This window comes from Micromonospora sp. NPDC050397, from assembly GCF_044901685.1.
Classification (GTDB): domain Bacteria; phylum Actinomycetota; class Actinomycetes; order Mycobacteriales; family Micromonosporaceae; genus Micromonospora_G.
In genome coordinates this window covers 63,283-89,002 of record NZ_JBJDPS010000022.1, presented here as the reverse complement: position 1 = coordinate 89,002, position 25,720 = coordinate 63,283, and the positions used below count along the sequence as shown (strand labels likewise).

The following is a 25,720-nucleotide window of genomic DNA, read 5'->3' as shown; positions in this document are numbered from 1 at the left end:
ATCGCGGGGGAGCAGGGGCTGAAGGTCGACGAGGAGGGCTTCCGGCGGCTGATGGCCGACCAGCGCTCCCGGGCCAAGGCCGACGCGCAGGCGCGCAAGACCGGACACGTGGACCTCTCCGCGTACCGGGGCGTGCTGGACCAGGGCGGGCCGGTCACCTTCACCGGCTACACCGAGGTCAGCCGCGAGTCCAAGGTCCGGGCCCTGCTCGGCGGGAGCGGCGCCCCGGTCGAGGTCGCCGGTGAGGGGGAGACGGTCGAGTTGGTGCTCGACACCACCCCGTTCTACGCCGAGGGCGGCGGCCAGCAGCCCGACCTGGGTCTGATCACCGTCGGTGGTGGCCAGGTCGAGGTGCTCGACGTACAGCAGCCCGTCCCCGGGCTGATCGTGCACCGGGCCCGGGTGATCCGGGGCGAGGTGCGCAGCGGCGAGGCCGGTCTGGCCGAGATCGACGTGACCCGCCGCAAGGCGATCTCCCGGTCGCACACCGCGACCCACCTGGTGCACCAGACCATGCGGCACTTCCTCGGTGAGTCGGCGACCCAGGCCGGTTCGCTGAACGCGCCGGGCCGGCTGCGGTTCGACTTCAACACCCCGACCGGGGTGTCGCCGAGCGTGCTCGCCGACGTCGAGCAGCAGGTCAACGAGGTGCTCCTGGCGGACCTGGAGGTGCACGCCTTCATCACCTCGCAGGAGGAGGCGCGGCGGCTCGGCGCGATGGCGCTCTTCGGCGAGAAGTACGGCGACGAGGTCCGGGTGGTCGAGGTCGGTGACTACGCCCGCGAGCTCTGCGGCGGTACGCACGTCGCCCGTTCCGGACAGCTCGGCCTGGTGAAGATCCTCTCCGAGTCCTCGATCGGCTCCGGCGTACGCCGGGTCGAGGCGCTGGTCGGCATCGACGCGTTCCAGTTCCTGGCCAAGGAGCACCTGCTGGTGTCCCGGCTGGCCGATCTCTACCGGGTGCCGAACGACCAGGTGGCCGACCGGGTCGAGCAGACCGTGTCCCAGCTCCGGGACGCGGAGAAGGAGCTGGAGAAGCTCCGCGCGCAGATGGTGCTCGGCGGGGCGGCGGCGTTCGCGGCCGGCGCCCGGGACGTACGTGGTGTGGCTTTTGTCGGGATCGAGGCGCCGGAGGGTGCGGCCGGCAACGACGTCCGTACGTTGGCCCAGGAGATCCGGGGCAAGATCGACCCGGCCCGTCCGGCGGTGGTCGCGGTGACCGCCCGCTCCGGCGGCAAGGCGTCGCTGGTGGTGGCGCTCAACGCGGCGGCGAAGGCGCGTGGCCTCGCCGCCGGTGACCTGGTCAAGGCGGCGCTCTCCGGGCGGGGTGGCGGCAACGCCGACCTGGCGCAGGGCGGCGGCGTGCCGGCGGAGCAGGCGCCGAACCTGGTCGCCACCGTGGAGAAGACGATCGCCGAGGCGTGATGTGATTGTCCGGAAGCAGATCGCCGTGGTCAGATCGTGAACCATGGCGGTCTGCTTTCCGTATGCAGCGAGGGGAGGTCAATCGGTATGGGGCATTTCTCGCCCGGAGTACGGCTCGGCGTCGACGTCGGAAAGGTGCGTGTGGGTGTGGCCGTCTGCGATCCGGACGCCATTCTCGCCACCCCGCTCGTCACCCTGGCCCGTGATCTCGCCAGCGACGACGACGACAGGGTTCCGGCGGACATCGCCGAACTCGCCCGTCTCGTCGAACTGCACGGAAGTGTCGAGGTCGTGGTGGGTCTGCCGGTGAATCTCGCCGGTGCGCACGGGCCGGCGGCAATACACACCAAGGCGTACGCGGCCCGACTGGCCGACGTGGTCGCCCCCATTCCGGTGACTCTCACGGACGAGAGGATGTCGACGGTGGTGGCTACCCGTAGGCTGTCCGAGCGGGGCGTCAGAGGAAAGCGTCAACGCGCTGTGGTCGATCAGGCGGCCGCAGTGGAGATCCTGCAGAGCTGGCTAGACGCGCAGCGGAGGCGGACCAGATGATCGACGACTTGGAGCTCGCGTTCGATGAGCGGGGGGAGAAGGGACAGCACCGCCGCGGCGGCGCACGCGATCCGAATCGGAAGGGAAAGGGCGGCCGGGGAAAGACGGTTGTCGCCCTGCTGCTCACGTTCGTCCTGCTCGGCGTGCTGGGCGGCGGTGTCTGGTATGGCTTCGACCGGGTCCAGGGCCTGTTCGGCGCGCCCGACTACGAGGGCACCGGCACCGAGCAGGTGATGATCGAGGTCAAGGACGGTGATTTCCTCGCGGACGTCGGCAACACCCTGCTCGCCGCCGGAGTGGTGAAGAGCGGTAAGGCGTTTGTCGACGCGGCCGACAAGAACGCGGCGGCGAAGGGACTCCAGCCGGGCTTCTACCAGGTCCGCAAGCAGATGTCGGCGGAAGCCGCGCTGGCTCTGCTGCTCGACGCGAAGAGCAAGGTGACCAACAAGATCACCATTCCGGAGGGGCGCACCGCGAAGCAGGTCTACAAGATCCTTTCCGAGACCACCAAGATCCCGGTGAAGGACTTCGAGGCGGCGGGAAAGGATCCGCTCAAGCTCGGCGTGCCCGACTACTGGTTCAAGCGCAGCGAGGACAAGAAGGTCGCGCCGTCGATCGAGGGCTTCCTCTTCCCGGACACCTACGACCTGCCGCCGAACGCCACCGCCGAGGGCATTCTGAAGGAGATGGTCCAGGGATTCCTGACCGTCGCCGGACAGATCAAGTTCACCGACGTGGTGCAGGAGAAGCGGGGCGGGATCACCCCCTACGAGGCACTGGTGGTGGCGTCGCTCGCGCAGGCCGAGGCGGGTAATCCCGACGATCTCGGCAAGGTCGCCCGGGTCGCCTACAACCGGCTGTTCAAGCCCAACGGCGAGGTGCCGTGCGAGTGCTTCGAGATGGACGTGACGGTCAACTACTGGCTCGAAGTCCAGGGCAAGGCGACCAAGACCTCGGACCAGATGACCCAGGCCGAGATGGACGACCCGAAGAACCCGTACAACCGCAAGCTCAAGGGGTTCATCCCCACGCCGATCAACAATCCCGGCAAGCTCGCCATGCAGGGAGCTATGGACCCGCCGCCCGGTGACTGGTACTTCTTCGTGGCGATCGACAAGCAGGGCCATTCGGCATTCGCCGAGACGTACAACGAACAGTTGCGCAACGAGGAGAAGTCACGTCAGGCCGGCATCATTTCATGACGGAGTTCGGGCGTAGGGCGGCGGTGCTCGGCAAGCCGATCGCGCACTCGCTCTCGCCCGTGATCCACAACGCGGGTTACGCGGCGGCCGGGCTGACCGGCTGGTCGTACACGGCGATCGAGTGCGCCGAGGCCGAGCTACCGGATCTGGTGGCCGGCCTCGGCGCCGAGTGGGCCGGGCTGTCGCTGACCATGCCGCTGAAAGAGGCGGCGCTCACGGTGGCCGGCGAGGTCTCGCCGGTCGCCGCCGCCGTGGGTGCCGCCAACACCCTGGTACGTCGCCCCGACAACTCCTGGTACGCCGACAACACCGACGTTCCCGGCATGGCGACCGTGCTCCGGGCGGCCGGTGTGTCGGCCGGTGCCACCGTCACCGTGCTCGGCGCCGGTGGCACCGCGCGGGCGGCCCTGGCGGCGGCGGCCCAACTCGACGCCAAGCGGGTGACCGTGGTGGCCCGGCGCCCGGAGGCGGTCGACGAGCTGCGTCCGGCGGCCCGGACGCTCGGTGTCGCGCTGGCGCCCGGCACCTGGGCCGAGGCCACCGAGCACACCACGGCCGACGTGGTGATCTCCACCGTGCCGAAGGGTGTCGCCGACGGAATCGCCGGGCAGGTCGACTGGACCCCGTCGACGGTGCTCTTCGACGCGCTCTACGACCCGTGGCCGACCCCGCTCGCCGCCTCGGCCGCTGCCGCCGGCTGCCGGATCGTCTCCGGGCTCGACCTGCTGCTGGCCCAGGCGGTCGGCCAGTTCGAGCACTTCACCGGCGTACCGGCACCGGTGTCGGCGATGCGCACCGCTCTTACCGCCGCCCGTTCCTGATCCGGCTCTGTCCGGGCCGAGCCTCGGTTGGACAGGCGGGCCAACCCTGCTCACAGTTTCCGCCCGGTCGGTTAGGTCGGAAGATCGCCGGGGTAGCCTCGGCGCGAATTCCGAGCGCAGGAGACTGGACATGAACTCACCGGCTGCCATCGCACCGACCCGACCGCTCGCCAACGGCGCGGCGATCCCGCAGATCGGCCTGGGGACCTGGCCGATGTCGAACGCCGAGGCCGAGGTCGCCGTCGCGCAGGCGATCGAGATCGGCTACCGCATGGTTGACACCGCCTACAAGTACGGCAACGAGGAGGGCGTCGGACGAGGGTTGCGGGCGTCCGGCGTACCCCGGGAGGAGCTTTTTGTCACGAGCAAGCTGAACGGGGAGTGGCACGGCGTACGCGAGGCGCAGCAGGCGTTCGACGACAGTGTGAAGCGGCTCGGCGTCGACTACCTGGACCTGTTCCTGATCCACTGGCCGATGCCGTGGCAGGACCGGTACGTCCAGGCGTACGAGGGGCTGACCAAGCTGCTCGCCGACGGCCGGGTCCGGGCGATCGGCCTGTCCAACTTCAAGCCGGCGCACATCGAGCGGGTGCTGGCCGCGACCGGTGTCACCCCCGACGTGGACCAGATCCAGTTGAGCCCGCAGGTTACCAGGGACGCGTCCCGCGCGTACAACAGCGAGCACGGCATCGTGACCCAGTCCTGGGGGCCGATCGGCCAGGGTGGTGACCTGCTGGCCGACCCCTCGGTGACCGAGATCGCGCAGCGGTACGGTCGCAGCCCGGCCCAGATCGTGCTCCGGTGGCACCTCGAACTCGGGCTGGTCCCGATCCCGAAGACCACCTCGCCGGAGCGGATGCGGAGCAACATCGAGGTCTTCGACTTCCAGCTCACCCCGTCGGAGGTGGCCGCGCTCTCCGCCCTCGACCGGGGCGAGGAGACGGCCGACGACTCCGACACGGTCGGCCACTGACCGCGCCGACCGGCGCGGGCGACCTGGGGTGAGGGTGTCGGGGCATTTGGCCCGCCCCGGGCGGCGGGCCAGTGTCTCGGTCGGGACGTACGCGGAAAAGCGTGTGTCTCGGTCGGGACGTACATGGAAAAGCATGTAGCTACACGTTTTTTCGTGTAGAGGAAATCCGCGTCATACATTCCGGAGCGGCGGCCGGTTCGCGGTCGGTCTGCGGTCGGTTTGCGGCCGGTCCGGGTCCGCAGGCCGGGACGGGGGTGGGGTTACCCCGGGGCGGGTCGGGTGCGTGCCAGACTGGGCAACTGACGTCCGCCGGCCACCTCGCCGACGGCTCACGACCACCCCGGCCCGGATGAGCCCGGATGGGCCGGGTGGGCCCGGACGAGCGCGGACAGAAGACGGACAAGACGAACGAAGACGGACAGTAGAAGGAAAGGTTCGCTGCCTTGTTGCGCTGGTTGACCGCGGGTGAATCGCACGGCCCGGCCCTCGTCGCGCTCCTCGAAGGGGTGCCCGCCGGGATCGAGGTGACCAGCGAGGAGATCATCCGGGAGCTGGCCCGGCGCCGGCTCGGTTATGGCCGGGGCGCCCGGATGTCGTTCGAGCGGGACGAGATCGAGATCATCGGCGGCGTACGGCACGGCGTCACCCTGGGCAGCCCGGTCGCCGTACGGGTCGGCAACTCCGAGTGGCCCAAGTGGCAGACCGTGATGGCGGCCGACCCGGTCGACCCGGAGGAACTGGCCAAGCAGGCACGGAACGCCCCGCTGACCCGTCCCCGCCCCGGTCACGCCGACCTTGCCGGGATGCAGAAGTACGGTCACACCGACGCCCGGCCGATCCTGGAGCGGGCCAGCGCGCGGGAGACCGCAGCCCGGGTCGCGGTCGGCACCGTGGCGAAGGCGCTGGTCCGGCAGGGGCTCGGCATCGAGATCGTCTCGCACGTGGTCGAACTCGGTTCGGTCGCGGCCAAGCCCGGCCTGCAACCCCGGCCGGAGGACGCCGAGCGGATCGACGCCGACCCGCTGCGCTGCCTGGACCCGGAGGCGAGCGCCCGGATGGTGGCCGAGGTCGACGCGGCGAAGAAGGACGCGGACACGCTCGGCGGCGTCGTCGAGGTGCTCGCCTACAACGTTCCGCCGGGGCTCGGCAGCCACGTGCAGTGGGACCGCAAGCTCGACGCCCGGCTCGCCACCGCGCTGATGTCGATCCAGGCGATCAAGGGGGTGGAGATCGGCGACGCCTGGCTCCAGGCCCGGTCCCGGGGTTCGGTCGCGCACGACGAGATCGTGCCGACCGCGACCGGGGTCCGCCGGGTCACCGACCGGGCCGGCGGCCTGGAGGGCGGCATGACCACCGGAGAACCCCTCCGGGTACGCGCCGCGATGAAGCCGATCTCGTCCCTGAACCGGGCGCTGGCCACGGTCGACGTGACCACCGGCGAACCGGCCACCGCGATCAACCAGCGGTCCGACGTCTGCGCGGTCCCGGCGGCGGCGGTGGTCGCCGAGGCGATGGTGGCGCTGGTGCTGGCCGAGGCGGCGACGGAGAAGTTCGGCGGCGACTCGATCGCCGAGATCAGACGGAACCTGGCCGGTTACCTGGACCACCTGGTGATCCGCTGATGGCCCCCGTCTGCATCCTGGTCGGCGCGCCCGGTTCCGGCAAGACCAGCACCGGGCAGGCGCTCGCCGCCCTGCTCGGTGTCGGGTTCCGGGACACCGACACGGACATCGAGACCGCCGCCGGCAAGCCGATCCCGGAGATCTTCGTCGACGAGGGGGAGGAGCACTTCCGTACCCTCGAACGCGACGCCGTGCTGACCGCGTTGGGTGAGTTCGACGGCGTGGTCGCGCTCGGCGGCGGTGCGATCCTGGCCGAGTCGACCCGGGCCGCGCTGGCCGGTCACACCGTGGTCTACCTGTCGGTGGAGCTGACCGACGCGATCCGCCGGGTCGGGCTCGGCGCCGGTCGACCGCTGCTCGCGATCAACCCGCGCGCCACCCTGAAATACCTGCTCGACCAGCGGCGACCGCTCTACCAGGAGGTCGCCGCGCACACCGTGATCACCGACGGGCGTACGCCGGAGCAGGTCGCCGACGAGATCCTCGAACTGCTCAAGGTGTAGCCGACGCGGCTCGACCCGGACCGCCGGGACGTGCGGGGGCGCCGGCCCGACTGGACCGGCGCCCCCGTGACGTCAGGAGACGGGGATGGCCTGTAGCGACGTCTCGCCCAGTGTCACCACACTGGCCCCGGCGTCCACCGTCACGGCGCTGCGGGTGCCGCCCGTGACCCGCCAGACCTGTGCCGTCGTGCCGAGGCGCACCAGGGTCCCGTCCCCGGGAACGCGGCCCAGGGTGTCGTGCCACCTGGTCGGTACGACAACGCCCTCGCTGCTGTAACCCGCCTCGCGGATCTCGCCGGGACTGACGAACCACATGGCGGCGCCGCCGGCGATGACCGCCTTCCCGCCGGTCGCCGTGCCGATCAGGGTTCCGTCGCGCGGCATGGTCGACAGCGATTTTGCCCAGCGCTCCGGCACCGTGACCGCCGAGGCGACGCTGTAGCCCAGCCGGGTGGCCTCCTCGGGATTGTCGAACCAGATCGCCGCCCCGCCGACCATCAGGGCGAGAGCCCCACCGGGGGTCCGGATGAGGGCGCCGTCCTGGGGACTGCTCAGGAGGTTGTCGGCCCAGGCGCTCGGTACCGTGGTGGCCTGGTCGGCCTGGTAGCCGGAGCCGGTGAGCTCGTCCGGCGTGGCGAACCAGACCCCCGCGCCGCCGACCAGGACCGCGACGCCGCCGGCCTCGTTGCGGACCAGGCTGCCGCCGCGCAGGGTGTTGGTCGCCCAGGTCGGGCTCGAACTGCCGATCGGGCTGAGCACCAGGTTGCCGTCGTTCTGCAGGTGCAGCGTGGACGGGCCCTGCCCCTGACCACTGGAACTCCAGGTGGCGGTGCCGTTGGCCCGGTAGAGCACCAGCTTGCCGTCGATCCGGTTCTCCAGAAACACGCCGTCCGTGGTGCCGGTCTGCCACAGCGGGACATCACGCATGTACAGCACGAGGTTGCCGTTGGTTTCCAGGACCAGACGGAAGTAGCCGTTGGCCGAGCTGAGCGAGCGTGACCAGTCGGGTCTCCAGCACTGGCCGGGTTCCAGGTACGGCGACGGTGGTACGGCCGGCGGGGACGCCGGATGCCCGACGCACTCGGGGCGCAGGTACTTCATGGCGTTGCCCACGCCCGAGTACACCGGCTCCTTGGCGCTGAAGTCGCGCCGTACCACCCCGAAGGTGCAGTCGCTCTTCCTGGCGTCCGCACAGTCGTCGCGGAAGGCGTAGAGGAAGAGCGGGCCGGTGTACGTCAGCGACCGCCAGATCCGGATCGCCTCGACCATCTTGTCCCGGGCCTCGGTCGCCGGTGGCGCGCCGACGGAGGAGATCGGGTAGCCCCACTCGGTGCCCCAGACCTTCTTCTCCGTGTCGCCGTACTTCACCATCACCGAGTGCACCCGGGCGAGTTCACCGCAGGGTGGGTTCTCTCCCGGCGGTCCGAAGTTGTTCACCGCCGGCCGGTCACAGTTCGGTTCGGCGGGACCGGCCCACGGCATGTACGGGTGGTGCGCCACCGCGTCGAAGAAGCCTCCGTAGCCGTTCGCGTACGCCCACTCCAGCCACGAGGCCGGGTCGTCCTCCGGACCCTGTTCGAGGTTGTTGGCCGACGCTCCGGCCAGCACCAGGCAGGTGTCGCACGCGGCGTGGATCGGCTGGTACGCCAGCCGCACCAGTTCCCAGTACCGTTGCCTGCGGTCGCCGTCGTAGCGGCCGAAGAACGTGTGGTTGGGTTCGTTCCAGATCTCGTACGCCTGGACGTCGCTGCCGAAATGTCGGGCCGTCCGGTCGACGATCGAGGACCAGTCGTTGTCGTTGGTCGGGAACCACGTGGTCATGTCGGCGTGCTCGGGTCCGCCCGGGGTGCGGTTCGCCCACGGTGGCGCGTAGGCCAGAACGAGCAGCACCCGCATGTCCCTGACCCTGATCTCGCGCACGATCGAATCGATCGCGTCCCACTGGAGCTTGCATCCGCGACAGGGCTCGACGGTCCACCATTCGAGAACCACCCGGACGATCGGTGATCGCCCCGGAAGGTAGGTGGCGATGGCGTCGAGCTCCTCGAGCCGGCCGTTGATCCCGATGTCCGAGGACGTGTACGACGCCGCGACGTCGACGGTGACCTCGGTCCCGGTCACCGGTCCCGGTGAGGTCCCACCGTCGCCCGCCTGGTCGGTGCCGACGGAATTGAGGCTGAGCAGCGAGAAGGTTACGGCGAGGACCCCGACCAGCACGAGCGCCGCCAAACCTGTCTGGCGCCGGGTCACCGGGTCAACCCCCGGTCGGGGCCGAGATCGGTGGCGGCCCGCGATCGGGTCGGATCGGGGAAACGTGCTGGGGCGTCTGGAGTGCGCGGGGCGTGACCCACGGTTTCGGTCCCTCCAATGGACGAGTCTGGAGCCGGACGGTTCGCTGCTCGGTGTCACGTTGGTCTGATTGGTGCCCGAGTGGGTCCGCACATTGTCGATGACGCGTGGGAGTACGCGCCAGGAGGGGCCGATAGGGGGCCGAAACGGGAGCCGGAAAGCCGCGCGGACGGAGAAGAGGACGGACGGCGGGAACGCGCACTAGGCTCTAGCCCCGATGAACGAGTTGACGAAGATAACAATCGGCGGCGAGCGCGCGTACGACGTCCTGGTCGGCCGGGACCTGCTGGACGCGCTGCCGGAGTTGCTGCCCGGCGCGGACCGGGTCGCCGTGCTCTACGCGGCACCGCTGAAGGCGCTGGCCGACGCGCTGGCCGAGCGGCTGCACGCGGACGGGCGTACGTCGCTGCTGGTCGAGGTGCCGGACGCCGAGCCGGGCAAGAACATCGAGGTCGCCGCGCGCTGCTGGGACCGGCTGGGGGAGGCGGGCTTCACCCGTACCGACGCGGTGGTCGGGGTCGGTGGCGGAGCCGTGACCGACCTGGCCGGCTTTGTCGCCGCGTGCTGGCTGCGCGGGGTGCGCTGGGTGGCCGTACCGACCTCGTTGCTCGGCATGGTCGACGCGGCCGTCGGCGGCAAGACCGGGATCAACACCGGGGCGGGCAAGAACCTGGTCGGCGCGTTCCACCCGCCGGTCGGCGTGCTCTGTGACCTGGTCACGCTCGAAAGTCTGCCCCCGGTCGACCTGGTCGCCGGGCTGGCCGAGGTGGTCAAGTGCGGTTTCATCGCCGACCCGGTGATCCTCGACCTGGTCGAGGCCGACCCGGTGGCGGCACGCCGTCCGGACACCCCGGTGGTCCGGGAGCTGATCGAGCGGGCGATCCGGGTCAAGGCCGACGTCGTCTCCGGCGACCTGCGCGAGTCCGGCGTACGCGAGATCCTCAACTACGGGCACACCCTGGCGCACGCGATCGAGAAGGCCGAGGGCTACCGCTGGCGGCACGGTCACGCGGTCTCGGTCGGACTGGTCTACGCCGCCGCCCTGGCCCGGCTGGCCGGTTCGCTCGACCCGGCCACCGCGCGCCGGCACCGGGACGTGCTCGAACTGCTCGACCTGCCCACCGGCTACCGGGCCGACGCCTGGCCGGACCTGCTCGCGACGATGCGGGTGGACAAGAAGGCCCGGGGCGCGCGGCTGCGCTTCGTCGTGCTCGACGGGCTGGCCCGACCGGCCCTCCTGGAGGGACCGGACGAGGACCTGCTGCGGGCCGCGTACGACGAGGCGGTGGCCCGGTGACGAAGGTGTACGTCCTCAACGGCCCCAACCTCGGCCGGCTCGGCACCCGTCAGGTCGACGTCTACGGGCTGACCAGTTACGCCGGCCTGGTGGAGCTCTGCGAGCGCACCGGGCGGGAGTTGGGGCTGGACGTGGAAATGCGGCAGACCGACGCCGAGCACGAGTTGCTCGGCTGGCTGCACCGGGCCGCCGACGAGCGGGCGGCGGTGGTGCTCAATCCGGCCGCCTGGTCACATTATTCGTACGCGGTCCGGGACGCCTGCGCCATGCTCCGCGCGCCGCTGGTCGAGGTGCACATCTCCAACATCCACGCCCGGGAGGAGTTCCGCCACCACTCGGTCGTCTCGGCGGTCGCCACCGGGGTGATCTGCGGCCTCGGCGTGGACGGCTACCGGCTGGCCCTGCTCCACCTCGCCGACCGGCTGGCCGCCGCCGAACGCGACGGCGACGGCGGTCGGGGTGACGGCGGTCGGGGTGACGGCGGCCCGAGCGGCGCTCGGGGCGACGGCGACGGGAGCGGCGATCGGCAGGCCGGCGAGTAGCGCCAGGCTGATCCAGACGTAGGCGTTCGAGCCGAGCAGTCCGTCCACCCCGGTGGCGTCGTTCCACCAGAGCCAGACCACACTGCTGCAGAGCAGCACGTAGGCCAGGCCGGTGGCGGTGCCGAGCCGTCGGCGGCGGTTGCCCGGCCCGGCGCGCAGTGCCGCGTCGCCGACGACGGCCAGCGCGGGCAGCAGCCAGACCAGGTGGTGCACCCAGGTGATCGGGCTGACCAGGCAGCCGACGATCCCGGTGAGCGCGAACCCGGCGAGCTGGTCGCCGGCGCGGGTGGCCTGCCGCACCCGGATCGCCCAGAGCACGAGGACGACCAGCACCGCGACCAGCCACGCGCCCCGTCCGAGGTGCGGGTCCCAGCGGGTCAGCAGGCCCTGTAGGGACTGGTTCGACACGTAGCCGAGGTCGCCCACCCGGTCGGTGTTCCAGAGCGCGTGGGTCCAGAAGACGTACGACGAGTGCGGCGCGACCAGCGCGGCCAGCCCGGTCGCGGCCACGGCGGTACCGGCGGCGACCGACGCCGCCCGCCAGCGCCCGGCCAGTACCAGGTAACCGATGAAGACCGCCGGGGTCAGTTTGATCGCGGCGGCGAGCCCGATCCCGACACCGGCCAGCCGGTGCCGCCCGGTACGCGAGGCCATCAGGTCGCTCAGCACCAGCGCCAGCAGGAGCAGGTTGACCTGGCCGAAGCTGACCGTGTCCCGGACCGGTTCGAAGACGGCGACGGCGCAGGCGGTGAGCGCGAACGCGTACCAGCGGGGCCAGTTCTGGCGGCGGGCGACCGGGTCGAGCAGCCAGTAGATCACCAGACCGGCGGCGGCCACGTTCACCACGACGCTGGTCGCGATCGCCGCCGGCCAGTTCACCAGCGCCAGCGGGCTCATCACCAGCGCGGCGAAGGGCGGGTAGGTGAAGCCGTACCGGGTGCCGGGGCGCAGGTAGTCGTAGAGCTGCCCGCCCTCGCGCAGCCAGTGGATGACCGCGCCCTGGTAGACACCGACGTCGAAGAAGCCCCGGTGGGCCGGGACCGTGGCCAGGAAGAGCGCGCTGAGCGCGACCAGTCCGGCGACGAGCAGGATCCGGTCACGGGTCCGGCGGGGGGCCCGGAGTCGGCTCATCGGGTTCCTCTCGTCACTGCGGGGTCGGGCACGGTGAGCTGGGCCGTACCCAGCGGCGGTGCGGTGAGCCGAGCCGGGTCCAGCGGCGGCGTGGTGAGCCGAGGGGTCGACAGGTGCCGGCGGAGCCAGGTCCGACGCCAGGCCCGGAGCCGGGCCCGGAGCCAGGCGCGGTGCCGTGCCGCGAGCACCAGCAGGGTGGCCAGCCCGCCGCCGAGCACGGCCTGACCTAGTTGGGCCGGTCCGGGGGCGAACCCGTCCGGCAGGATGATCACGGCCAGTCCGGCGCAGGCGAGCGCGGCCCAGTGGCGCAGCCGGCCGTCGGCCGCCGCGGCGGCGATCGGCACCAGCCCCCAGAGCAGGTACCAGGGCCGGATCGCGGGCCCGAGCAGCACCAGCGCGCCGAGGCCGAGGCCGAGGGCGTACACCGGGCCGAGTTCGTCGCGGCGCAACCAGAGCAGCAGCCCGGCGGCGAGCGCCACCGCCAGACCGGCCCAGCGCCAGAACGAGACGGCGTGCGGGGCGACGTCCGCGCCGATCAGCTCCAGCAGGGTCCGGGTGGCCCGGCCCAGGGCACTGCTCGGCGACCAGTTCGCGGCCGAGACCGGGGTGTCCAGGGCGGTGATCCAGCCGTAGCCGGTGCCGGCCAGCGCGGTCACCGCGACGGTGGTGCCGGCCGCCACCACGGCGGTGCCGGCCAGCGCGCGTACGGTCCGCCAGCGTCCGGTGAGCTGCCCGGCCCAGAGCGGTGCCACGAAGACCAACGCCACGATGGCGGGCGCCTTCACCAGGGCGGCCATGGTCAGCAGTACGGTGCCCAACGCCGGCCGGCGGGCCATCGCCGCGGCCAGCCCGGCGCCGAGCAGTCCGACCATCAGCGCGTCGTTGTGCGCCCCGCCGACCAGGTGGATCAGGACCAGCGGGTTGAGCGCGCCGAGCCAGAGCGCGGCGGCCGGGTCGACCCCGCAGCGTCGGGCCAGGCTCGGCAGGACGGCGGCGAGCAGGACCACCCCGGCGGCGGCGACCAGCCGCAGGCCGAGCACGCCGAGGACGAGCTGGGTGCCGGTCAGCGCGGCGACCGAGGTGGCCAGGACCAGGAAGACCGGACCGTACGGGGTGGTGGTGTGCTGCCAGATCGTCGGCACCTCGGCCGCCAGCGGGCCGCCGAGCGTCGCCGGCCCCTGCTGGTAGACGTCCAGCCCGGCGTCGACCATGGCGCCCTGCGCCAGGTAGCTGTACACGTCGCGGCTGAACATGGGGGGTGCGAGCAGCAGTGGTGCCGCCCAGAGCGCGAGGGTGACCAGCAGCGCCCGGGGGCCGGGCGGTCGCTCGCCCCGGACCAGCCGGCCGAGCCGCCACCAGGCGGCCACCAGCAGCGCCAGCCCGAACGAGGCGCAGACGAGTGCCGGGCCCGGGTACTGGCGCAGCCCGTCCAGGGCGGCCAGGGCGGGAAACGGGTTCCGGGCGGGCAGCGCGCCGGTCCCGGCGGCACCGAGGGCCAGCAGGATCACCCCGACCACTCCCAGAGCGCGGCAGCGGGCGAGCACGGAGAGTCGGGTGACCGGGTTCGGCACCCGTGCACGCTGTCAGCGAAGGATGTCCTGGATCCGACCGCCAGTTGTCCGGGGCGTGACGGCCGCGCGTCCGTCCTCGATCAACCGCCCGTACCCGTGCCGTCGCGTAACCGTTCCAGGCAAGTAGACTTGGCGGGTCTGTCCGCCAATTGAAGATCAAGGCAGGAAATGGCCACCACCAACGACCTCAAAAACGGTCTGGTCCTCAACCTCGACGGCGAACTCTGGGCTGTCGTGGAGTTCCAGCACGTCAAGCCCGGCAAGGGCGGTGCCTTTGTCCGCACCACATTGAAGAACGTGCTCTCCGGCAAGGTCGTCGACAAGACCTTCAACGCGGGCACCAAGGTCGAGACGGCCACCGTCGACAAGCGGACCATGCAGTACCTCTACGCCGACGGCGAAGACTACGTCTTCATGGATCTGGAGACCTACGACCAGATCCAGGTGCCGGGCGGCACGGTCGGTGAGGCGGCGAACTACCTGCTGCCCGAGGCCGAGGCGATCGTGGCCACCCACGAGTCCGTACCGCTCTACATCGAGCTGCCGACCAGCGTGATCCTCGAGGTGACGTACACCGAGCCGGGTCTGCAGGGCGACCGGTCCACCGGCGGCAACAAGCCGGCGACCGTGGAGACCGGTGCCACCGTACAGGTGCCGCTCTTCATCACCACCGGCGAGAAGATCAAGGTCGACACCCGCGACGGCCGTTACCTCGGCCGCGGCTGATGGCCGAGGGCCCCAAGTCACAAATGCCCGCGCGCCGCAAAGCGCGCAAACGGGCGCTGGATGTCCTGTACGAGGCGGATCAGCGGAACCTGCCGCCGGTCGAGGTGCTCGCCGGTTACCTACGTCGACTCACCCCGCCCCCGCCGGAGCACCTGGAATACGCCATCGGCCTGGTCGAGGGCGTGGCCGGCCGGATGGACCGGATCGACGAGCTGCTCGCCAGCTACACCGAGGGCTGGACGCTGGACCGGATGCCGGTGGTGGACCGCAACCTGGCCCGGATCGCCGTCTACGAGCTGCTCTACGTCGACGAGATCGACGACGCGGTGGCGATCAGCGAGGCGGTCGAACTGGCCCGGCAGATGTCGACCGACGACTCGCCCCGGTTCCTCAACGGGGTGCTCGGCCGGATCGCGGAGTACGCCACCCGCTGAGGCACGCCACGGCGTCGCCGGTCGGTATGAAGAAGGGGCGCCCGTCGGGCGCCCCTTCTCATTGCTCATGGTGCGGTGGTTCGGCGGTGCTGTCCTGCTGTCGTACTCAGGAGGCGAAGAGCGCCCGAGGATCGGCGACAAGTACGCCGTGCTCGGTGAGCCGCTCGATCAGCCCGGAGGGGGACGAGTCGTACACGATGGCGAGCGCGCGCAGGTCGTCCGCGCGGATCGACAACACCCGACCGTTGTAGTCACCGCGCTGCTGCTGAATCGCGCGGGCATAACGGGCGACGTACGCGAGTTCCTCGGAGGCCTCGTCGTAGAGGCGCTCGAGGTCCAGGACGATCTTGTTCGTGGGCTCGTGCCGGACCCCGCTGCCGTCCGGCAGCAGTTCCGCCACAGGCACCCGGTAGAAGTCCGCCAACTCGGCGAGGCGCGAGACGGTGACCGCACGGTCACCACGCTCGTACGACCCGACGACGACGGCCTTCCAACGCCCGTTCGACTTCTCCTCCACCCCCTGCAGGGACAGCCCCTGCTGCTGACGGATAGAGCGCAGGCGGGCGCCCAACGACTTGGCGTATTCAGAGGGCATTCGGACACTCCCAGTGCTGGCTCGGGGATCTCCCCAGCGGTCGCTACGGAGCGTGACGGTACGGGGATAACGACACGTGGTCAAGTGCTCGTTACCTTCCCGTTGGCAAGATCGTGGTCACGAAGCCGAAATCTCCTCGCTGACCGGATGGTCAGCGCCCCGCACGGGGCCGCCGACCGGCCGCTGGTAACGTAGTGATCAGCCCCCGGCCCTGACCGCGTGCGGTCCGGGCCGGATCCGACATCCTTTAACGACCCGTCCCGTGAGGCGGGGAAGGAGGTCCGCCGTGGCCTTCCCGCAGGCCGCCCAACCTTCGGTGGCATCGCCACCGTCTGTGAAGGTCATCCTGACCAGCGCCGATCTGCAGCGCGTGGTCGACCGGATCGCCCACCAGATCCTGGAGAAGACCCAGGGTGCCGCCGACACCGTGCTGCTCGGCATTCCCACCCGAGGGGTCCCGCTGGCCCGCCGGCTGGCCAACCGGATCAGCACATTCGAGGGCATCGACGTACCCGTGGGTGTGCTCGACATCACTCTCTACCGCGACGATCTCCGCCGGCACGCGACCCGGGCGATCGGCCCGACCGACGTGCCGCCGGGCGGCATCGACGGCAAGCGGGTGGTCCTGGTCGACGACGTCCTCTTCTCCGGCCGCTCGGTCCGGGCCGCCCTGGACGCCCTGAGCGATCTCGGTCGGCCCAGTTCGGTGCAGCTCGCCGTCCTGGTCGACCGGGGCCACCGGGAGCTGCCGATCCGGGCCGACTACGTCGGCAAGAACATCCCCACCGCGCTGGCGGAGAGCGTCAAGGTCACGCTCGCCGAGGTCGACGGTGCCGACGAGGTACGACTGTTCGGGAGGCCGACGCCGTGATCAGACACCTGCTCTCCGGTGCCGACCTGGACGCCGCCACGGCGACCCGGATCCTGGACACCGCGGCCGAGATGGCGACGGTCGCCGGCCGCGAGGTGAAGAAGCTGCCGGCACTGCGTGGCCGGACCGTGGTCAACCTCTTCTACGAGGACTCCACCCGGACCCGTATCTCGTTCGAGGCGGCGGCGAAGCGGCTCTCCGCCGACGTGATCAACTTCTCGGCCAAGGGGTCGAGCGTCTCCAAGGGCGAGAGCCTGAAGGACACCGCGCTGACCCTGCAGGCGATGGGGGCCGACGCCGTGGTGGTCCGGCACCCCGCCTCCGGCGCCCCGCACCGGCTCGCCAACTGGGTGGACGGCGTGGTGGTCAACGCCGGTGACGGCACCCACGAGCACCCGACCCAGGCGCTGCTCGACGCGTACACCATGCGGTCCCGGCTGGGCCGGCTGGCCGGGCTCCAGGTGGCCGTGGTCGGCGACGTGCTGCACAGCCGGGTGGCCCGCTCCAACGTGCTGCTCCTGTCCACCCTGGGCGCCAAGGTGACCCTGGTCGGCCCACCGACCCTGATCCCGGTGGACATCGCCGCCGCGCTGGCCCCCGGCACCGACGTCTCGTACGACCTGGACACGGTGCTGCCGAGCGCGGACGTGGTGATGATGCTGCGGGTGCAGCGCGAGCGGATGGCCGACTCCTACTTCCCCTCCGCGCGCGAGTACGCCCGCCGCTACGGCCTGGACGGGCCGCGCATGCGCCGGCTCCCCGCGCACGCGATCGTCATGCACCCCGGCCCGATGAACCGGGGGATGGAGATCGCTCCGGAGGTTGCCGACTCACCCCGCTCCACCATCGTCGAACAGGTCGCCAACGGTGTCTCCGTCCGGATGGCCGTCCTGTACCTGCTCCTGGGGGGAAAGAACCAGTGAACCGTCCGCTCCTGGGGGGAAAGACAAGATGAGCGCGTACCTGATCAAGGGCGCCCGGGTGGTCGGCGCCGAGCCGACCGACCTGCTGCTGCGCGACGGCCTGGTGGTCGAGTCCGGCCGCCGCCTCGACGCCCGTGACGCCCAGGTGGTGGACGCGGACGGCCTGGTCGCCCTGCCCGGCCTGGTCGATTTGCACACCCACCTGCGCGAGCCGGGGCGGGAGGACGCCGAGACGGTCGAGTCCGGTTCCCGGGCCGCCGCCCTCGGCGGTTACACCGCGGTCTGCGCGATGGCGAACACCTCGCCGGTGGCGGACACCGCCGGGGTGGTGGAGCAGGTCTGGCGGCTCGGCCGGGAGGCCGGCCTGGTCGACGTGCAGCCGATCGGCGCCGTCACCGTCGGGCTGGCCGGCGAGCGGCTGGCCGAACTCGGCGCGATGGCCGACTCCGCCGCCCGGGTCCGGATCTTCTCCGACGACGGGCACTGCGTCGCCGACCCCCGGCTGATGCGCCGGGCGTTGGAGTACGTGAAGGCGTTCGACGGGGTGATCGCGCAGCACGCCGAGGAGCCCCGGCTGACCGAGGGCGCCCAACTGCACGAGGGCGAGGTCTCCACCCGGCTCGGGCTGACCGGCTGGCCCGCCGTCGCCGAGGAGGCGATCATCGCCCGGGACGTGCTGCTGGCCGAGCACGTCGGCAGCCGGCTGCACGTCTGCCACGTCTCGACCGCCGGCAGCGTCGAGGTGCTCCGCCAGGCGAAGGCGCGCGGGGTCCGGGTGACCGCCGAGGTCACCCCGCACCACCTGCTGCTCACCGACGAGCTGGCGGCCAGCTACGACCCGGTCTTCAAGGTCAACCCGCCGCTGCGTACCGCCGTCGACGTGGCGGCGCTGCGGGCCGCGCTGGTCGAGGGGATCATCGACATCGTCGCCACCGACCACGCCCCGCACGCCCTGGAGGACAAGGAGTGCGAGTGGGCGTACGCCCGGCCGGGCATGCTCGGGCTGGAGACGGCCCTGCCGGTGCTGCTCTCCGTGCTCGGCGAGCGGTGGGACCTGATCGCCGAGCGGATGTCCCGGGTACCGGCCCGGATCGCCGGTCTAACCGAGCACGGGCACGATCCCGTACCCGGTGCGGTGGCCAACCTCACCCTGGTCGACCCGGCCGCGCGCCGTACCGTCGACCCCGCTGAGCTGGCCAGCCGCAGCCGCAACACACCGTATGCCGGCACCGTGCTACCCGGTCGGATCATGGCCACCTTCCTGCGCGGTACGCCGACAGTGCTCGACGGAAAGGCAGTGAAGTAATGCGACGCAGGCCCGCGATCCTCGTACTGGAGGACGGCCGCACGTTCCACGGCGAGGCGTACGGCAGTGTGGGGGAGACCTTCGGTGAGGCCGTCTTCAACACCGGTATGACCGGCTACCAGGAGACGCTCACCGACCCGTCCTACCACCGGCAGGTGGTGGTGCAGACCGCGCCGCACATCGGAAACACCGGGGTGAACCACGACGACGACGAGTCCGGCCGGATCTGGGTGGCCGGTTACGTGGTCCGCGACCCGGCCAGGATCGGCTCCAACTGGCGCGCCACCGGCGGGCTGGAGGACCGGCTGGCCGCCGAGGGTGTGGTCGGCATCTCCGGGATCGACACCCGGGCGCTCACCCGGCACCTGCGCGACGCGGGCGCCATGCGGGTCGGCGTCTCCAGCCTCGACGACGACCCCAGGGCGCTGCTGGAGCGGGTCCGGGCCACCCCGGAGATGGTCGGCGCCGACCTGTCGGCGGAGGTGACCACGGCCCAGCCGTACACGGTCGCGGCCGAGGGCACGCACCGGTTCACCGTGGCCGCGCTGGACCTCGGGATCAAGCGCAACGTGCCGCGCCGGCTCGCCGCGCGGGGCGTCACCACGCACGTGCTGCCCGCCTCGTCGACCATCGACGACCTGCTCGCCACCGGCGCCGACGCGGTCTTCTTCTCGCCCGGCCCGGGTGACCCGGCCACCGCCGACCACCCGGTCGGCCTGGCCCGCGAGGTGCTCAGCCGGCGGATTCCGCTGTTCGGCATCTGCTTCGGCAGCCAGATCCTCGGTCGGGCGCTCGGCTTCGGCACCTACAAGCTGGGGTACGGCCACCGTGGCATCAACCAGCCGGTGCTGGACCGGGTCACCGGTCGGGTGGAGGTCACCTCGCACAACCACGGCTTCGCGGTCGACTGGCCGGGGCGTGAGCCCGGCCGGGAGGTGCCGGCGGGCCAGTTCATCGAGACGGACTTCGGCGCGGTCGAGGTCAGTCACGTCTGCCTCAACGACAATGTGGTCGAGGGCCTGCGGGCCAAGGATGTGCCCGCGTTCACCGTGCAGTACCACCCGGAGGCTGCGGCCGGCCCGCACGACGCCGACTACCTCTTCGACCGCTTCGCGGAGCTGATCGAGGGCGAGCGGCAGGGCGGACGGAACCAGGGCGACAGGAACGAGAGCGGAAAGCATGCCTAAGCGGACCGATTTGCAACATGTTCTGGTGATCGGTTCCGGCCCGATCGTGATCGGCCAGGCGTGTGAGTTCGACTACTCCGGCACCCAGGCGTGCCGGGTGCTGCGCAGCGAGGGGCTCCGGGTCAGCCTGGTCAACTCCAACCCGGCGACGATCATGACCGACCCGGAGTACGCCGACGCCACGTACGTGGAGCCGATCACCCCGGAGTTCGTCGAGCAGGTCATCGCCAAGGAGCGGCCGGACGCGCTGCTGCCCACCCTCGGTGGCCAGACCGCGCTGAACACCGCCGTGGCGCTGCACGAGTCGGGGGTGCTGGAGAAATACGGTGTGGAGCTGATCGGCGCCGACATCGACGCGATCCGCCGGGGCGAGGACCGGCAGCTCTTCAAGGAGGTCGTGGCGAAGGCGGGGGCGAGGATCGGGCTGACCGACGCGGCCGCGCTGGTGCCGCGCTCCCGGGTCTGCCACTCGATGGACGAGGTCCGCGAGACCGTCGGCGAGCTGGGCCTGCCGGTGGTGATCCGGCCGTCGTTCACCATGGGCGGTCTCGGTTCCGGCATGGCGCACACCGACGAGGACCTGGCCCGGATCGCCGGGGCGGGACTGGCCGCCAGCCCGGTGCACGAGGTCCTGATCGAGGAGAGCGTGCTCGGCTGGAAGGAGTACGAGCTCGAGCTGATGCGCGACCGGCACGACAACGTGGTGGTGGTCTGCTCGATCGAGAACATCGACCCGATGGGCGTGCACACCGGCGACAGCGTGACCGTGGCGCCGGCGATGACCCTCACCGACCGGGAGTACCAGCGTCTGCGCGACCTCGGCATCGCGGTGCTGCGCGAGGTCGGGGTGGACACCGGCGGCTGCAACATCCAGTTCGCGGTCAACCCGGCCGACGGCCGGATCGTCGTGATCGAGATGAACCCCCGGGTCTCCCGCTCCTCGGCGCTCGCCTCCAAGGCCACCGGCTTCCCGATCGCGAAGATCGCGGCGAAGCTCGCCATCGGCTACACCCTGGACGAGATCCCCAACGACATCACCCTGAAGACGCCGGCCGCGTTCGAGCCGACGCTGGACTACGTGGTGGTGAAGATCCCCCGGTTCGCCTTCGAGAAGTTCCCGGGCGCCGACCCGGAGCTGACCACGACGATGAAGTCGGTGGGCGAGGCGATGAGCCTGGGCCGCAATTTCACCGAGGCGCTGAACAAGGCGATGCGCTCGATGGAGACGAAGGCGGCCGGTTTCTGGACCGTGCCGGACCCCGACGGGGCGACCGTCGAGTCCACCCTCAGCGCCCTGGCTACCCCGCACGACGGCCGACTGTACACAGTGGAGCGAGCGCTCCGGATGGGTGCCTCGGTCGCCGAGGTCTCGGCCGCCTCCGGCGGCATCGACCCGTGGTTCCTGGACCAGATCGCCGGGCTGGTGGACCTGCGCGAGGAGATCGTCGCCGCGCCGGTCCTGGACCGCGCGCTGCTGCGGCGGGCGAAGCGGGCCGGGCTCTCCGACCGGCAGATCGCCGCGCTCCGCCCGGAACTGGCCGCCGAGGACGGGGTACGCGTGCTGCGGCACCGGCTCGGGCTGCGCCCGGTCTACAAGACCGTGGACACCTGCGCGGCCGAGTTCGAGGCGACCACCCCGTACCACTACTCGTCCTACGACGAGGAGACCGAGGTGGCCGGTTCGGACCGGCCCAAGGTGCTGATCCTCGGCTCCGGTCCGAACCGGATCGGGCAGGGCATCGAGTTCGACTACTCCTGCGTGCACGCCGTACTGGCGTTGCAGGGCTCGCCCGGCGCGGGTGGTCCGGGCACCGGGTACGAGACCGTGATGGTCAACTGCAACCCGGAGACCGTCTCCACCGACTACGACACCGCCGACCGGCTCTACTTCGAACCGCTCACCTTCGAGGACGTGCTCGAGGTGTGGCAGGCCGAGGAGAGCTCGGGCCGGGCGGCCGGCGGCCCCGGCGTGGTCGGCGTGATCGTGCAACTCGGCGGGCAGACCCCGCTCGGGCTGGCCCAGCGGCTCAAGGACGCCGGGGTGCCGATCGTCGGCACCACACCCGAGTCGATCAACCTGGCCGAGGACCGGGGCGCGTTCGGCGCGGTGCTCGCCCGGGCCGGCCTGCGCGCTCCCGCGCACGGCACCGCGACCTCCTACGACGAGGCCAAGGCGATCGCGGACGAGATCGGCTACCCGGTGCTGGTCCGGCCGTCGTACGTGCTCGGCGGGCGGGGCATGGAGATCGTCTACGACGACCCGACCCTGCGCGACTACATCGGGCGGGCCACCGACATCTCGCCGGACCACCCGGTGCTGGTCGACCGGTTCCTCGACGACGCGATCGAGATCGACGTGGACGCGCTCTGCGACGCCGACGGCGAGGTCTACATCGGCGGCGTGATGGAGCACATCGAGGAGGCCGGCATCCACTCCGGCGACTCCTCCTGCGCGCTGCCGCCGATCACGCTGGCCAGTTCGCACCTGGCCGAGGTGCGCCGTTACACCGAGGCGATCGCCCGGGGAGTCGGCGTACGCGGACTGCTCAACGTGCAGTACGCGCTCAAGGACGACACCCTGTACGTGCTGGAGGCGAACCCGCGCGCCTCGCGTACGGTGCCGTTTGTCTCGAAGGCGACCGCGGTGCCGCTGGCCAAGGCGGCGGCCCGGATCATGCTCGGCGCGACCATCGCCGACCTGCGCGCGGAGAAGCTGCTCCCGCCGACCGGGGACGGCGGCGCGTTGCCGGTCGACGCCCCGATCGCGGTCAAGGAGGCGGTGCTGCCGTTCAAGCGGTTCCGCACGCCGGCCGGCAAGGGCGTCGACTCGCTGCTCGGTCCGGAGATGAAGTCCACCGGTGAGGTGATGGGGATCGACTTCGCCTTCGGGCACGCCTTCGCCAAGTCCCAGGCGGCCGCGTACGGCTCGCTGCCCACCGCCGGCAAGGTCTTCGTCTCGGTCGCCAACCGGGACAAGCGCGCGATGATCTTCCCGGTGAAGCGCCTGGCCGACCTCGGCTTCGAGATCGTCGCCACCGTCGGCACCGGCGAGGTGCTGCACCGGCACGGCATCGCCTGCACCCTGATCCGCAAGCGCTACGAGGAGACCGGCCCGGAGCCGGACGCGGTCTCGATGATTGCGGCCGGTGAGGTCGCCCTGGTCATCAACACCCCGCAGGGCTCCGGCGCGAGCGCCCGGTCCGACGGCTACGAGATCCGCAGTGCGGCGGTGAGCGCCGACATCCCGTGCATCACCACCGTGCCAGGGGTGGCGGCCGCGGTGATGGGCATCGAGGCGCTGATCCGGGGCGACATGACCGTCCGCCCGTTGCAGGAGTTGCACGCCGCCCTGCGGGCCGGCGAGTGATCTTCGAACGGGTGGTCCGCCCCGGGCTGTTCCGGCTCGGCGGCGGTGACGCGGAGACCGCGCACGAGTGGACCCTGCGCCGGCTGGCCGCCCTCTCCGGGCGGCCGGCGGCGCTGGCCGCGCTGCGCTCGGCCTACGCGGTCGCCGCGCCGCGCCGGGCGTTCGGCCTCGACTTCCCCAACCCGGTCGGGCTGGCCGCCGGGATGGACAAGAACGGGGTGGCGCTGCCGGCATGGCCGGCGATGGGATTCGGCTTCGTCGAGGTCGGTACGGTGACCGCGCACGCCCAGCCGGGCAATCCCCGGCCGAGGCTGTTCCGGCTGCCGGAGAGCACCGCCGTGATCAACCGGATGGGCTTCAACAACGACGGGGCGGAGGCGTTGGCCCTGCGGCTGGCCGGGAGCCGGCCGCTCGGTGTGCCGCTCGGCATCTCGCTCGGCAAGTCGAAGGTCACCCCGTTGGACCAGGCGGTGGAGGACTACCTCACCTCGTACCGGGCGCTGCGCGGGCACGGCGACTACTTCGCGGTCAACGTCTCCTCGCCGAACACGCCGGGGCTGCGCGAGTTGCAGGACCGGGAACACCTCGACGCGCTGCTCGCCGCGCTGGTGGGGGAGAAGCCGGTGCTGGTGAAGATCGCCCCCGACCTGACCGAACCGGCCATCGCCGAACTGCTGCGGGTCTGCCTGGACCGGGGCGCGGCCGGCGTCATCGCCACCAACACCACGCTGGGCCGGGACGGGCTGACCGGCTCCGACGTGTCCCGGGCGGGGGAGGCCGGTGGGCTCTCCGGTCGGCCGCTGACCGGACGGACCCGCGACGTGGTCGCCTTCGTCCACCGGGAGACCGGCGGCGCGCTGCCGGTGGTCGGGGTCGGCGGGATCGTGGACCCGGACGACGCGAAGCGGCTCTTCGACGCCGGGGCGAGCCTGGTGCAGCTCTACACCGGATTCATCTATCGCGGGCCGGGCCTGGTCCGCGCCGTCGCGCGGTCGGCCCGGCGATGACCCCGGCCGAGTTGCTCGCCGCGGACGCGGCGCACGTCTGGCACCCGTACGCGCCGATGCCCGGCAGGACCGAGCCCTATCTGGTCACCGAGGCCGAGGGGGTGCGCCTGCGGCTGGCCGACGGGCGGGAACTGGTCGACGGCATGTCGTCCTGGTGGGCCGCCATCCACGGTTACCGGCACCCGACCCTGGACGCCGCGGTGACCGGGCAGCTCGGCCGGATGAGCCACGTGATGTTCGGCGGCCTGACCCACGAGCCCGCCATCGAACTGTCCCGCAACCTGGTCGAGCTCACCCCGCCGGGGCTGGAACACGTCTTCCTCTGCGACTCGGGATCGGTCAGCGTCGAGGTCGCGGTCAAGATGTGCCTGCAGTACCAGCTCGGCCGCGGGCGCCCGGAACGGCACCGGCTGGCCACCTGGCGGGGCGGTTACCACGGCGACACGTTCCAGCCGATGAGTGTCTGCGACCCCGAGGGCGGCATGCACCACCTCTGGCGTGAGGTGCTGCCCCGGCAGGTGTTCGCGCCGATCCCGCCGGCCGGCTTCGACGCACCGGTCGACGAGGACTACTGCGCCGCGCTGGTCGACGCGATTGCCCGGCACGCCCACGAGTTGGCCGCGGTCATCGTGGAGCCGGTGGTGCAGGGCGCGGGCGGGATGCGGTTCCACAATCCGCACTACCTGCGGGTGCTGCGCGAGGCTACTCAGGCGCACGGGGTATTACTCATTTTCGACGAAATCGCTACTGGTTTTGGTCGTACCGGAGCGTTCTTCGCCGCCGAACACGCCGGGGTGACCCCGGACGTGCTCTGCGCCGGCAAGGCTCTCACCGGCGGTTACCTCTCCCTCGCGGCGGCGCTCTGCACCCCCGAGGTGGCCCGGGGCATCGGCCACGGTGGAGTGTTGGCGCACGGCCCGACCTTCATGGGCAACCCGCTCGCCTGTGCGGTCGCGAACGCCTCCATCGGGCTGCTGCGGGCCGGAAACTGGCGCGCCGAGGTGGCGAGGGTGCAGGCGGGTCTGCGGACGGGTCTGGAGCCGTTGCGTGGCACGCCCGGCGTGGCCGACGTACGGGTGCTCGGCGCGATCGGCGTGGTGCAGCTCGACCACGAGGTGGACCTGCCGGCGGCGACCGCCGCCGCTGCGGAGCGGGGCGTCTGGCTGCGTCCGTTCCGGGACCTGGTCTACACGATGCCCCCGTACCTGACCGACGACGAGGACGTGGCCCGGATCGCCGCCGGGGTGGCCGCTGCGGTGGCCGCCGGCTGAACCGCCGGGACGCGGACCGCCGTTCCCGTCCCGCGGCGGACGCGT

20 protein-coding genes and 2 pseudogenes are annotated in these 25,720 nt (G+C 71.5%); 18 read left to right on the top strand and 4 right to left on the bottom strand.

Translation table 11 applies throughout. From position 1 onward, the window contains the following. From ACI2K4_RS34285 to ACI2K4_RS34255, 7 genes are all read left to right on the top strand, one after another. Window positions 1-1,425: alanine--tRNA ligase-related protein (locus tag ACI2K4_RS34285; protein WP_404517339.1), on the top strand; the 1,425-nt coding region annotated here is incomplete at its 5' end. 87 nt (window positions 1,426-1,512) lie between these two features. Continuing rightward, on the top strand, window positions 1,513-1,977 hold the full coding sequence (gene ruvX, locus ACI2K4_RS34280; RefSeq protein WP_404517338.1) for a Holliday junction resolvase RuvX: 465 nt from the start codon (window positions 1,513-1,515) through the stop codon (window positions 1,975-1,977). Next, window positions 1,974-3,179 carry an endolytic transglycosylase MltG gene (gene mltG / locus ACI2K4_RS34275; RefSeq protein WP_404517337.1) on the top strand — a complete coding sequence of 402 codons (1,206 nt, stop codon included), beginning with the start codon at window positions 1,974-1,976 and terminating at the stop codon, window positions 3,177-3,179. The genes ruvX and mltG overlap by 4 nt, the downstream gene beginning before the upstream one ends. Then, window positions 3,176-4,000, top strand: a complete 825-nt coding sequence (locus ACI2K4_RS34270; RefSeq protein ID WP_404517336.1) for a shikimate dehydrogenase — start codon at window positions 3,176-3,178, stop codon at window positions 3,998-4,000. Before mltG ends, ACI2K4_RS34270 begins: the two co-directional genes overlap by 4 nt. Before the next feature lie 130 nt (window positions 4,001-4,130). Then, complete coding sequence (locus ACI2K4_RS34265; RefSeq protein ID WP_404517335.1) at window positions 4,131-4,973, top strand: aldo/keto reductase; 843 nt, start codon at window positions 4,131-4,133, stop codon at window positions 4,971-4,973. A gap of 443 nt (window positions 4,974-5,416) precedes the next feature. Next, a complete protein-coding gene (gene aroC / locus ACI2K4_RS34260; protein WP_404517334.1) occupies window positions 5,417-6,595 on the top strand; it encodes a chorismate synthase in 1,179 nt (392 codons plus the stop codon). Further along, complete coding sequence (locus ACI2K4_RS34255) at window positions 6,595-7,098, top strand: shikimate kinase (protein WP_404517333.1); 504 nt, start codon at window positions 6,595-6,597, stop codon at window positions 7,096-7,098. Before aroC ends, ACI2K4_RS34255 begins: the two co-directional genes overlap by 1 nt. A gap of 72 nt (window positions 7,099-7,170) precedes the next feature. Here the strand turns inward: ACI2K4_RS34255 and ACI2K4_RS34250 are convergent, their stop codons facing one another. After that, window positions 7,171-9,348, bottom strand: a complete 2,178-nt coding sequence (locus tag ACI2K4_RS34250) for a hypothetical protein (protein WP_404517332.1) — start codon at window positions 9,346-9,348, stop codon at window positions 7,171-7,173. A 316-nt stretch (window positions 9,349-9,664) separates the two neighbouring features. Here ACI2K4_RS34250 and aroB point away from each other — a divergent pair, with 316 nt between their 5' ends. Both aroB and aroQ read left to right on the top strand, forming a co-directional pair. Beyond that, window positions 9,665-10,744 (top strand): 3-dehydroquinate synthase, encoded by a 1,080-nt coding sequence (gene aroB, locus ACI2K4_RS34245; protein ID WP_404517331.1) that lies wholly within the window; start codon window positions 9,665-9,667, stop codon window positions 10,742-10,744. Continuing rightward, window positions 10,741-11,166 (top strand): annotated as a pseudogene (gene aroQ, locus ACI2K4_RS34240) (type II 3-dehydroquinate dehydratase); the annotation flags it as partial. The gene aroB and the pseudogene aroQ, both read left to right, overlap by 4 nt. A gap of 27 nt (window positions 11,167-11,193) precedes the next feature. Here aroQ and ACI2K4_RS34235 read toward each other — a convergent pair. Next, window positions 11,194-12,417 (bottom strand): annotated as a pseudogene (locus ACI2K4_RS34235) (glycosyltransferase 87 family protein); the annotation flags it as partial. Continuing rightward, window positions 12,414-13,988, bottom strand: coding sequence for a polyprenol phosphomannose-dependent alpha 1,6 mannosyltransferase MptB (gene mptB / locus ACI2K4_RS34230; RefSeq protein ID WP_404517330.1), 1,575 nt, complete (start codon window positions 13,986-13,988; stop codon window positions 12,414-12,416). The pseudogene ACI2K4_RS34235 and the gene mptB, both read right to left, overlap by 4 nt. Window positions 13,989-14,156: 168 nt before the next feature. On the opposite strand from mptB, the gene efp reads away from it, so the two are divergent. Next, the gene (gene efp, locus ACI2K4_RS34225) at window positions 14,157-14,714 is read left to right on the top strand and encodes an elongation factor P (RefSeq protein ID WP_404517329.1); all 558 of its coding nucleotides are present in this window, start codon (window positions 14,157-14,159) and stop codon (window positions 14,712-14,714) included. Between the two features lie 23 nt (window positions 14,715-14,737). Beyond that, a complete protein-coding gene (nusB, locus tag ACI2K4_RS34220) occupies window positions 14,738-15,148 on the top strand; it encodes a transcription antitermination factor NusB (RefSeq protein WP_404517328.1) in 411 nt (136 codons plus the stop codon). A gap of 106 nt (window positions 15,149-15,254) precedes the next feature. Here nusB and ACI2K4_RS34215 read toward each other — a convergent pair whose 3' ends face one another. Next, window positions 15,255-15,743: a transcriptional regulator gene (locus ACI2K4_RS34215; RefSeq protein ID WP_121159805.1), complete on the bottom strand. Its 489-nt coding sequence runs from the start codon at window positions 15,741-15,743 to the stop codon at window positions 15,255-15,257. 286 nt (window positions 15,744-16,029) lie between these two features. On the opposite strand from ACI2K4_RS34215, the gene pyrR reads away from it, so the two are divergent. Genes pyrR through ACI2K4_RS34180 form a run of 7 tightly spaced genes read left to right on the top strand, consistent with a single transcriptional unit; the run spans window position 16,030 to window position 25,675 of the window. After that, the gene (gene pyrR / locus ACI2K4_RS34210; protein ID WP_404517327.1) at window positions 16,030-16,614 is read left to right on the top strand and encodes a bifunctional pyr operon transcriptional regulator/uracil phosphoribosyltransferase PyrR; all 585 of its coding nucleotides are present in this window, start codon (window positions 16,030-16,032) and stop codon (window positions 16,612-16,614) included. Continuing rightward, the gene (locus ACI2K4_RS34205) at window positions 16,611-17,537 is read left to right on the top strand and encodes an aspartate carbamoyltransferase catalytic subunit (protein ID WP_404517326.1); all 927 of its coding nucleotides are present in this window, start codon (window positions 16,611-16,613) and stop codon (window positions 17,535-17,537) included. The genes pyrR and ACI2K4_RS34205 overlap by 4 nt, the downstream gene beginning before the upstream one ends. Window positions 17,538-17,565: 28 nt before the next feature. Next, window positions 17,566-18,843, top strand: coding sequence for a dihydroorotase (locus ACI2K4_RS34200; RefSeq protein WP_404517325.1), 1,278 nt, complete (start codon window positions 17,566-17,568; stop codon window positions 18,841-18,843). Next, the gene (gene carA / locus ACI2K4_RS34195; protein ID WP_404517324.1) at window positions 18,843-20,030 is read left to right on the top strand and encodes a glutamine-hydrolyzing carbamoyl-phosphate synthase small subunit; all 1,188 of its coding nucleotides are present in this window, start codon (window positions 18,843-18,845) and stop codon (window positions 20,028-20,030) included. The genes ACI2K4_RS34200 and carA overlap by 1 nt, the downstream gene beginning before the upstream one ends. After that, window positions 20,023-23,397: a carbamoyl-phosphate synthase large subunit gene (carB, locus tag ACI2K4_RS34190; RefSeq protein ID WP_404517323.1), complete on the top strand. Its 3,375-nt coding sequence runs from the start codon at window positions 20,023-20,025 to the stop codon at window positions 23,395-23,397. The genes carA and carB overlap by 8 nt, the downstream gene beginning before the upstream one ends. Continuing rightward, on the top strand, window positions 23,394-24,404 hold the full coding sequence (locus tag ACI2K4_RS34185; RefSeq protein WP_404517322.1) for a quinone-dependent dihydroorotate dehydrogenase: 1,011 nt from the start codon (window positions 23,394-23,396) through the stop codon (window positions 24,402-24,404). Before carB ends, ACI2K4_RS34185 begins: the two co-directional genes overlap by 4 nt. Then, complete coding sequence (locus tag ACI2K4_RS34180) at window positions 24,401-25,675, top strand: adenosylmethionine--8-amino-7-oxononanoate transaminase (protein ID WP_404517321.1); 1,275 nt, start codon at window positions 24,401-24,403, stop codon at window positions 25,673-25,675. The genes ACI2K4_RS34185 and ACI2K4_RS34180 overlap by 4 nt, the downstream gene beginning before the upstream one ends. Window positions 25,676-25,720: the final 45 nt, after the last annotated feature.

Coding starts and splice junctions, on each gene's coding strand:
- efp (WP_404517329.1), top strand. CDS start 14,157: ATGGCCACCACCAACGACCTCAAAAACGGTCTGGTCCTCAACCTCGAC.
- mltG (WP_404517337.1), top strand. CDS start 1,974: ATGATCGACGACTTGGAGCTCGCGTTCGATGAGCGGGGGGAGAAGGGA.
- nusB (WP_404517328.1), top strand. CDS start 14,738: ATGCCCGCGCGCCGCAAAGCGCGCAAACGGGCGCTGGATGTCCTGTAC.
- carB (WP_404517323.1), top strand. CDS start 20,023: ATGCCTAAGCGGACCGATTTGCAACATGTTCTGGTGATCGGTTCCGGC.
- ACI2K4_RS34255 (WP_404517333.1), top strand. CDS start 6,595: ATGGCCCCCGTCTGCATCCTGGTCGGCGCGCCCGGTTCCGGCAAGACC.
- carA (WP_404517324.1), top strand. CDS start 18,843: ATGCGACGCAGGCCCGCGATCCTCGTACTGGAGGACGGCCGCACGTTC.
- ACI2K4_RS34215 (WP_121159805.1), bottom strand. CDS start 15,743: ATGCCCTCTGAATACGCCAAGTCGTTGGGCGCCCGCCTGCGCTCTATC.
- aroB (WP_404517331.1), top strand. CDS start 9,665: ATGAACGAGTTGACGAAGATAACAATCGGCGGCGAGCGCGCGTACGAC.
- ruvX (WP_404517338.1), top strand. CDS start 1,513: ATGGGGCATTTCTCGCCCGGAGTACGGCTCGGCGTCGACGTCGGAAAG.
- ACI2K4_RS34180 (WP_404517321.1), top strand. CDS start 24,401: ATGACCCCGGCCGAGTTGCTCGCCGCGGACGCGGCGCACGTCTGGCAC.
- ACI2K4_RS34265 (WP_404517335.1), top strand. CDS start 4,131: ATGAACTCACCGGCTGCCATCGCACCGACCCGACCGCTCGCCAACGGC.
- ACI2K4_RS34200 (WP_404517325.1), top strand. CDS start 17,566: ATGAGCGCGTACCTGATCAAGGGCGCCCGGGTGGTCGGCGCCGAGCCG.
- ACI2K4_RS34270 (WP_404517336.1), top strand. CDS start 3,176: ATGACGGAGTTCGGGCGTAGGGCGGCGGTGCTCGGCAAGCCGATCGCG.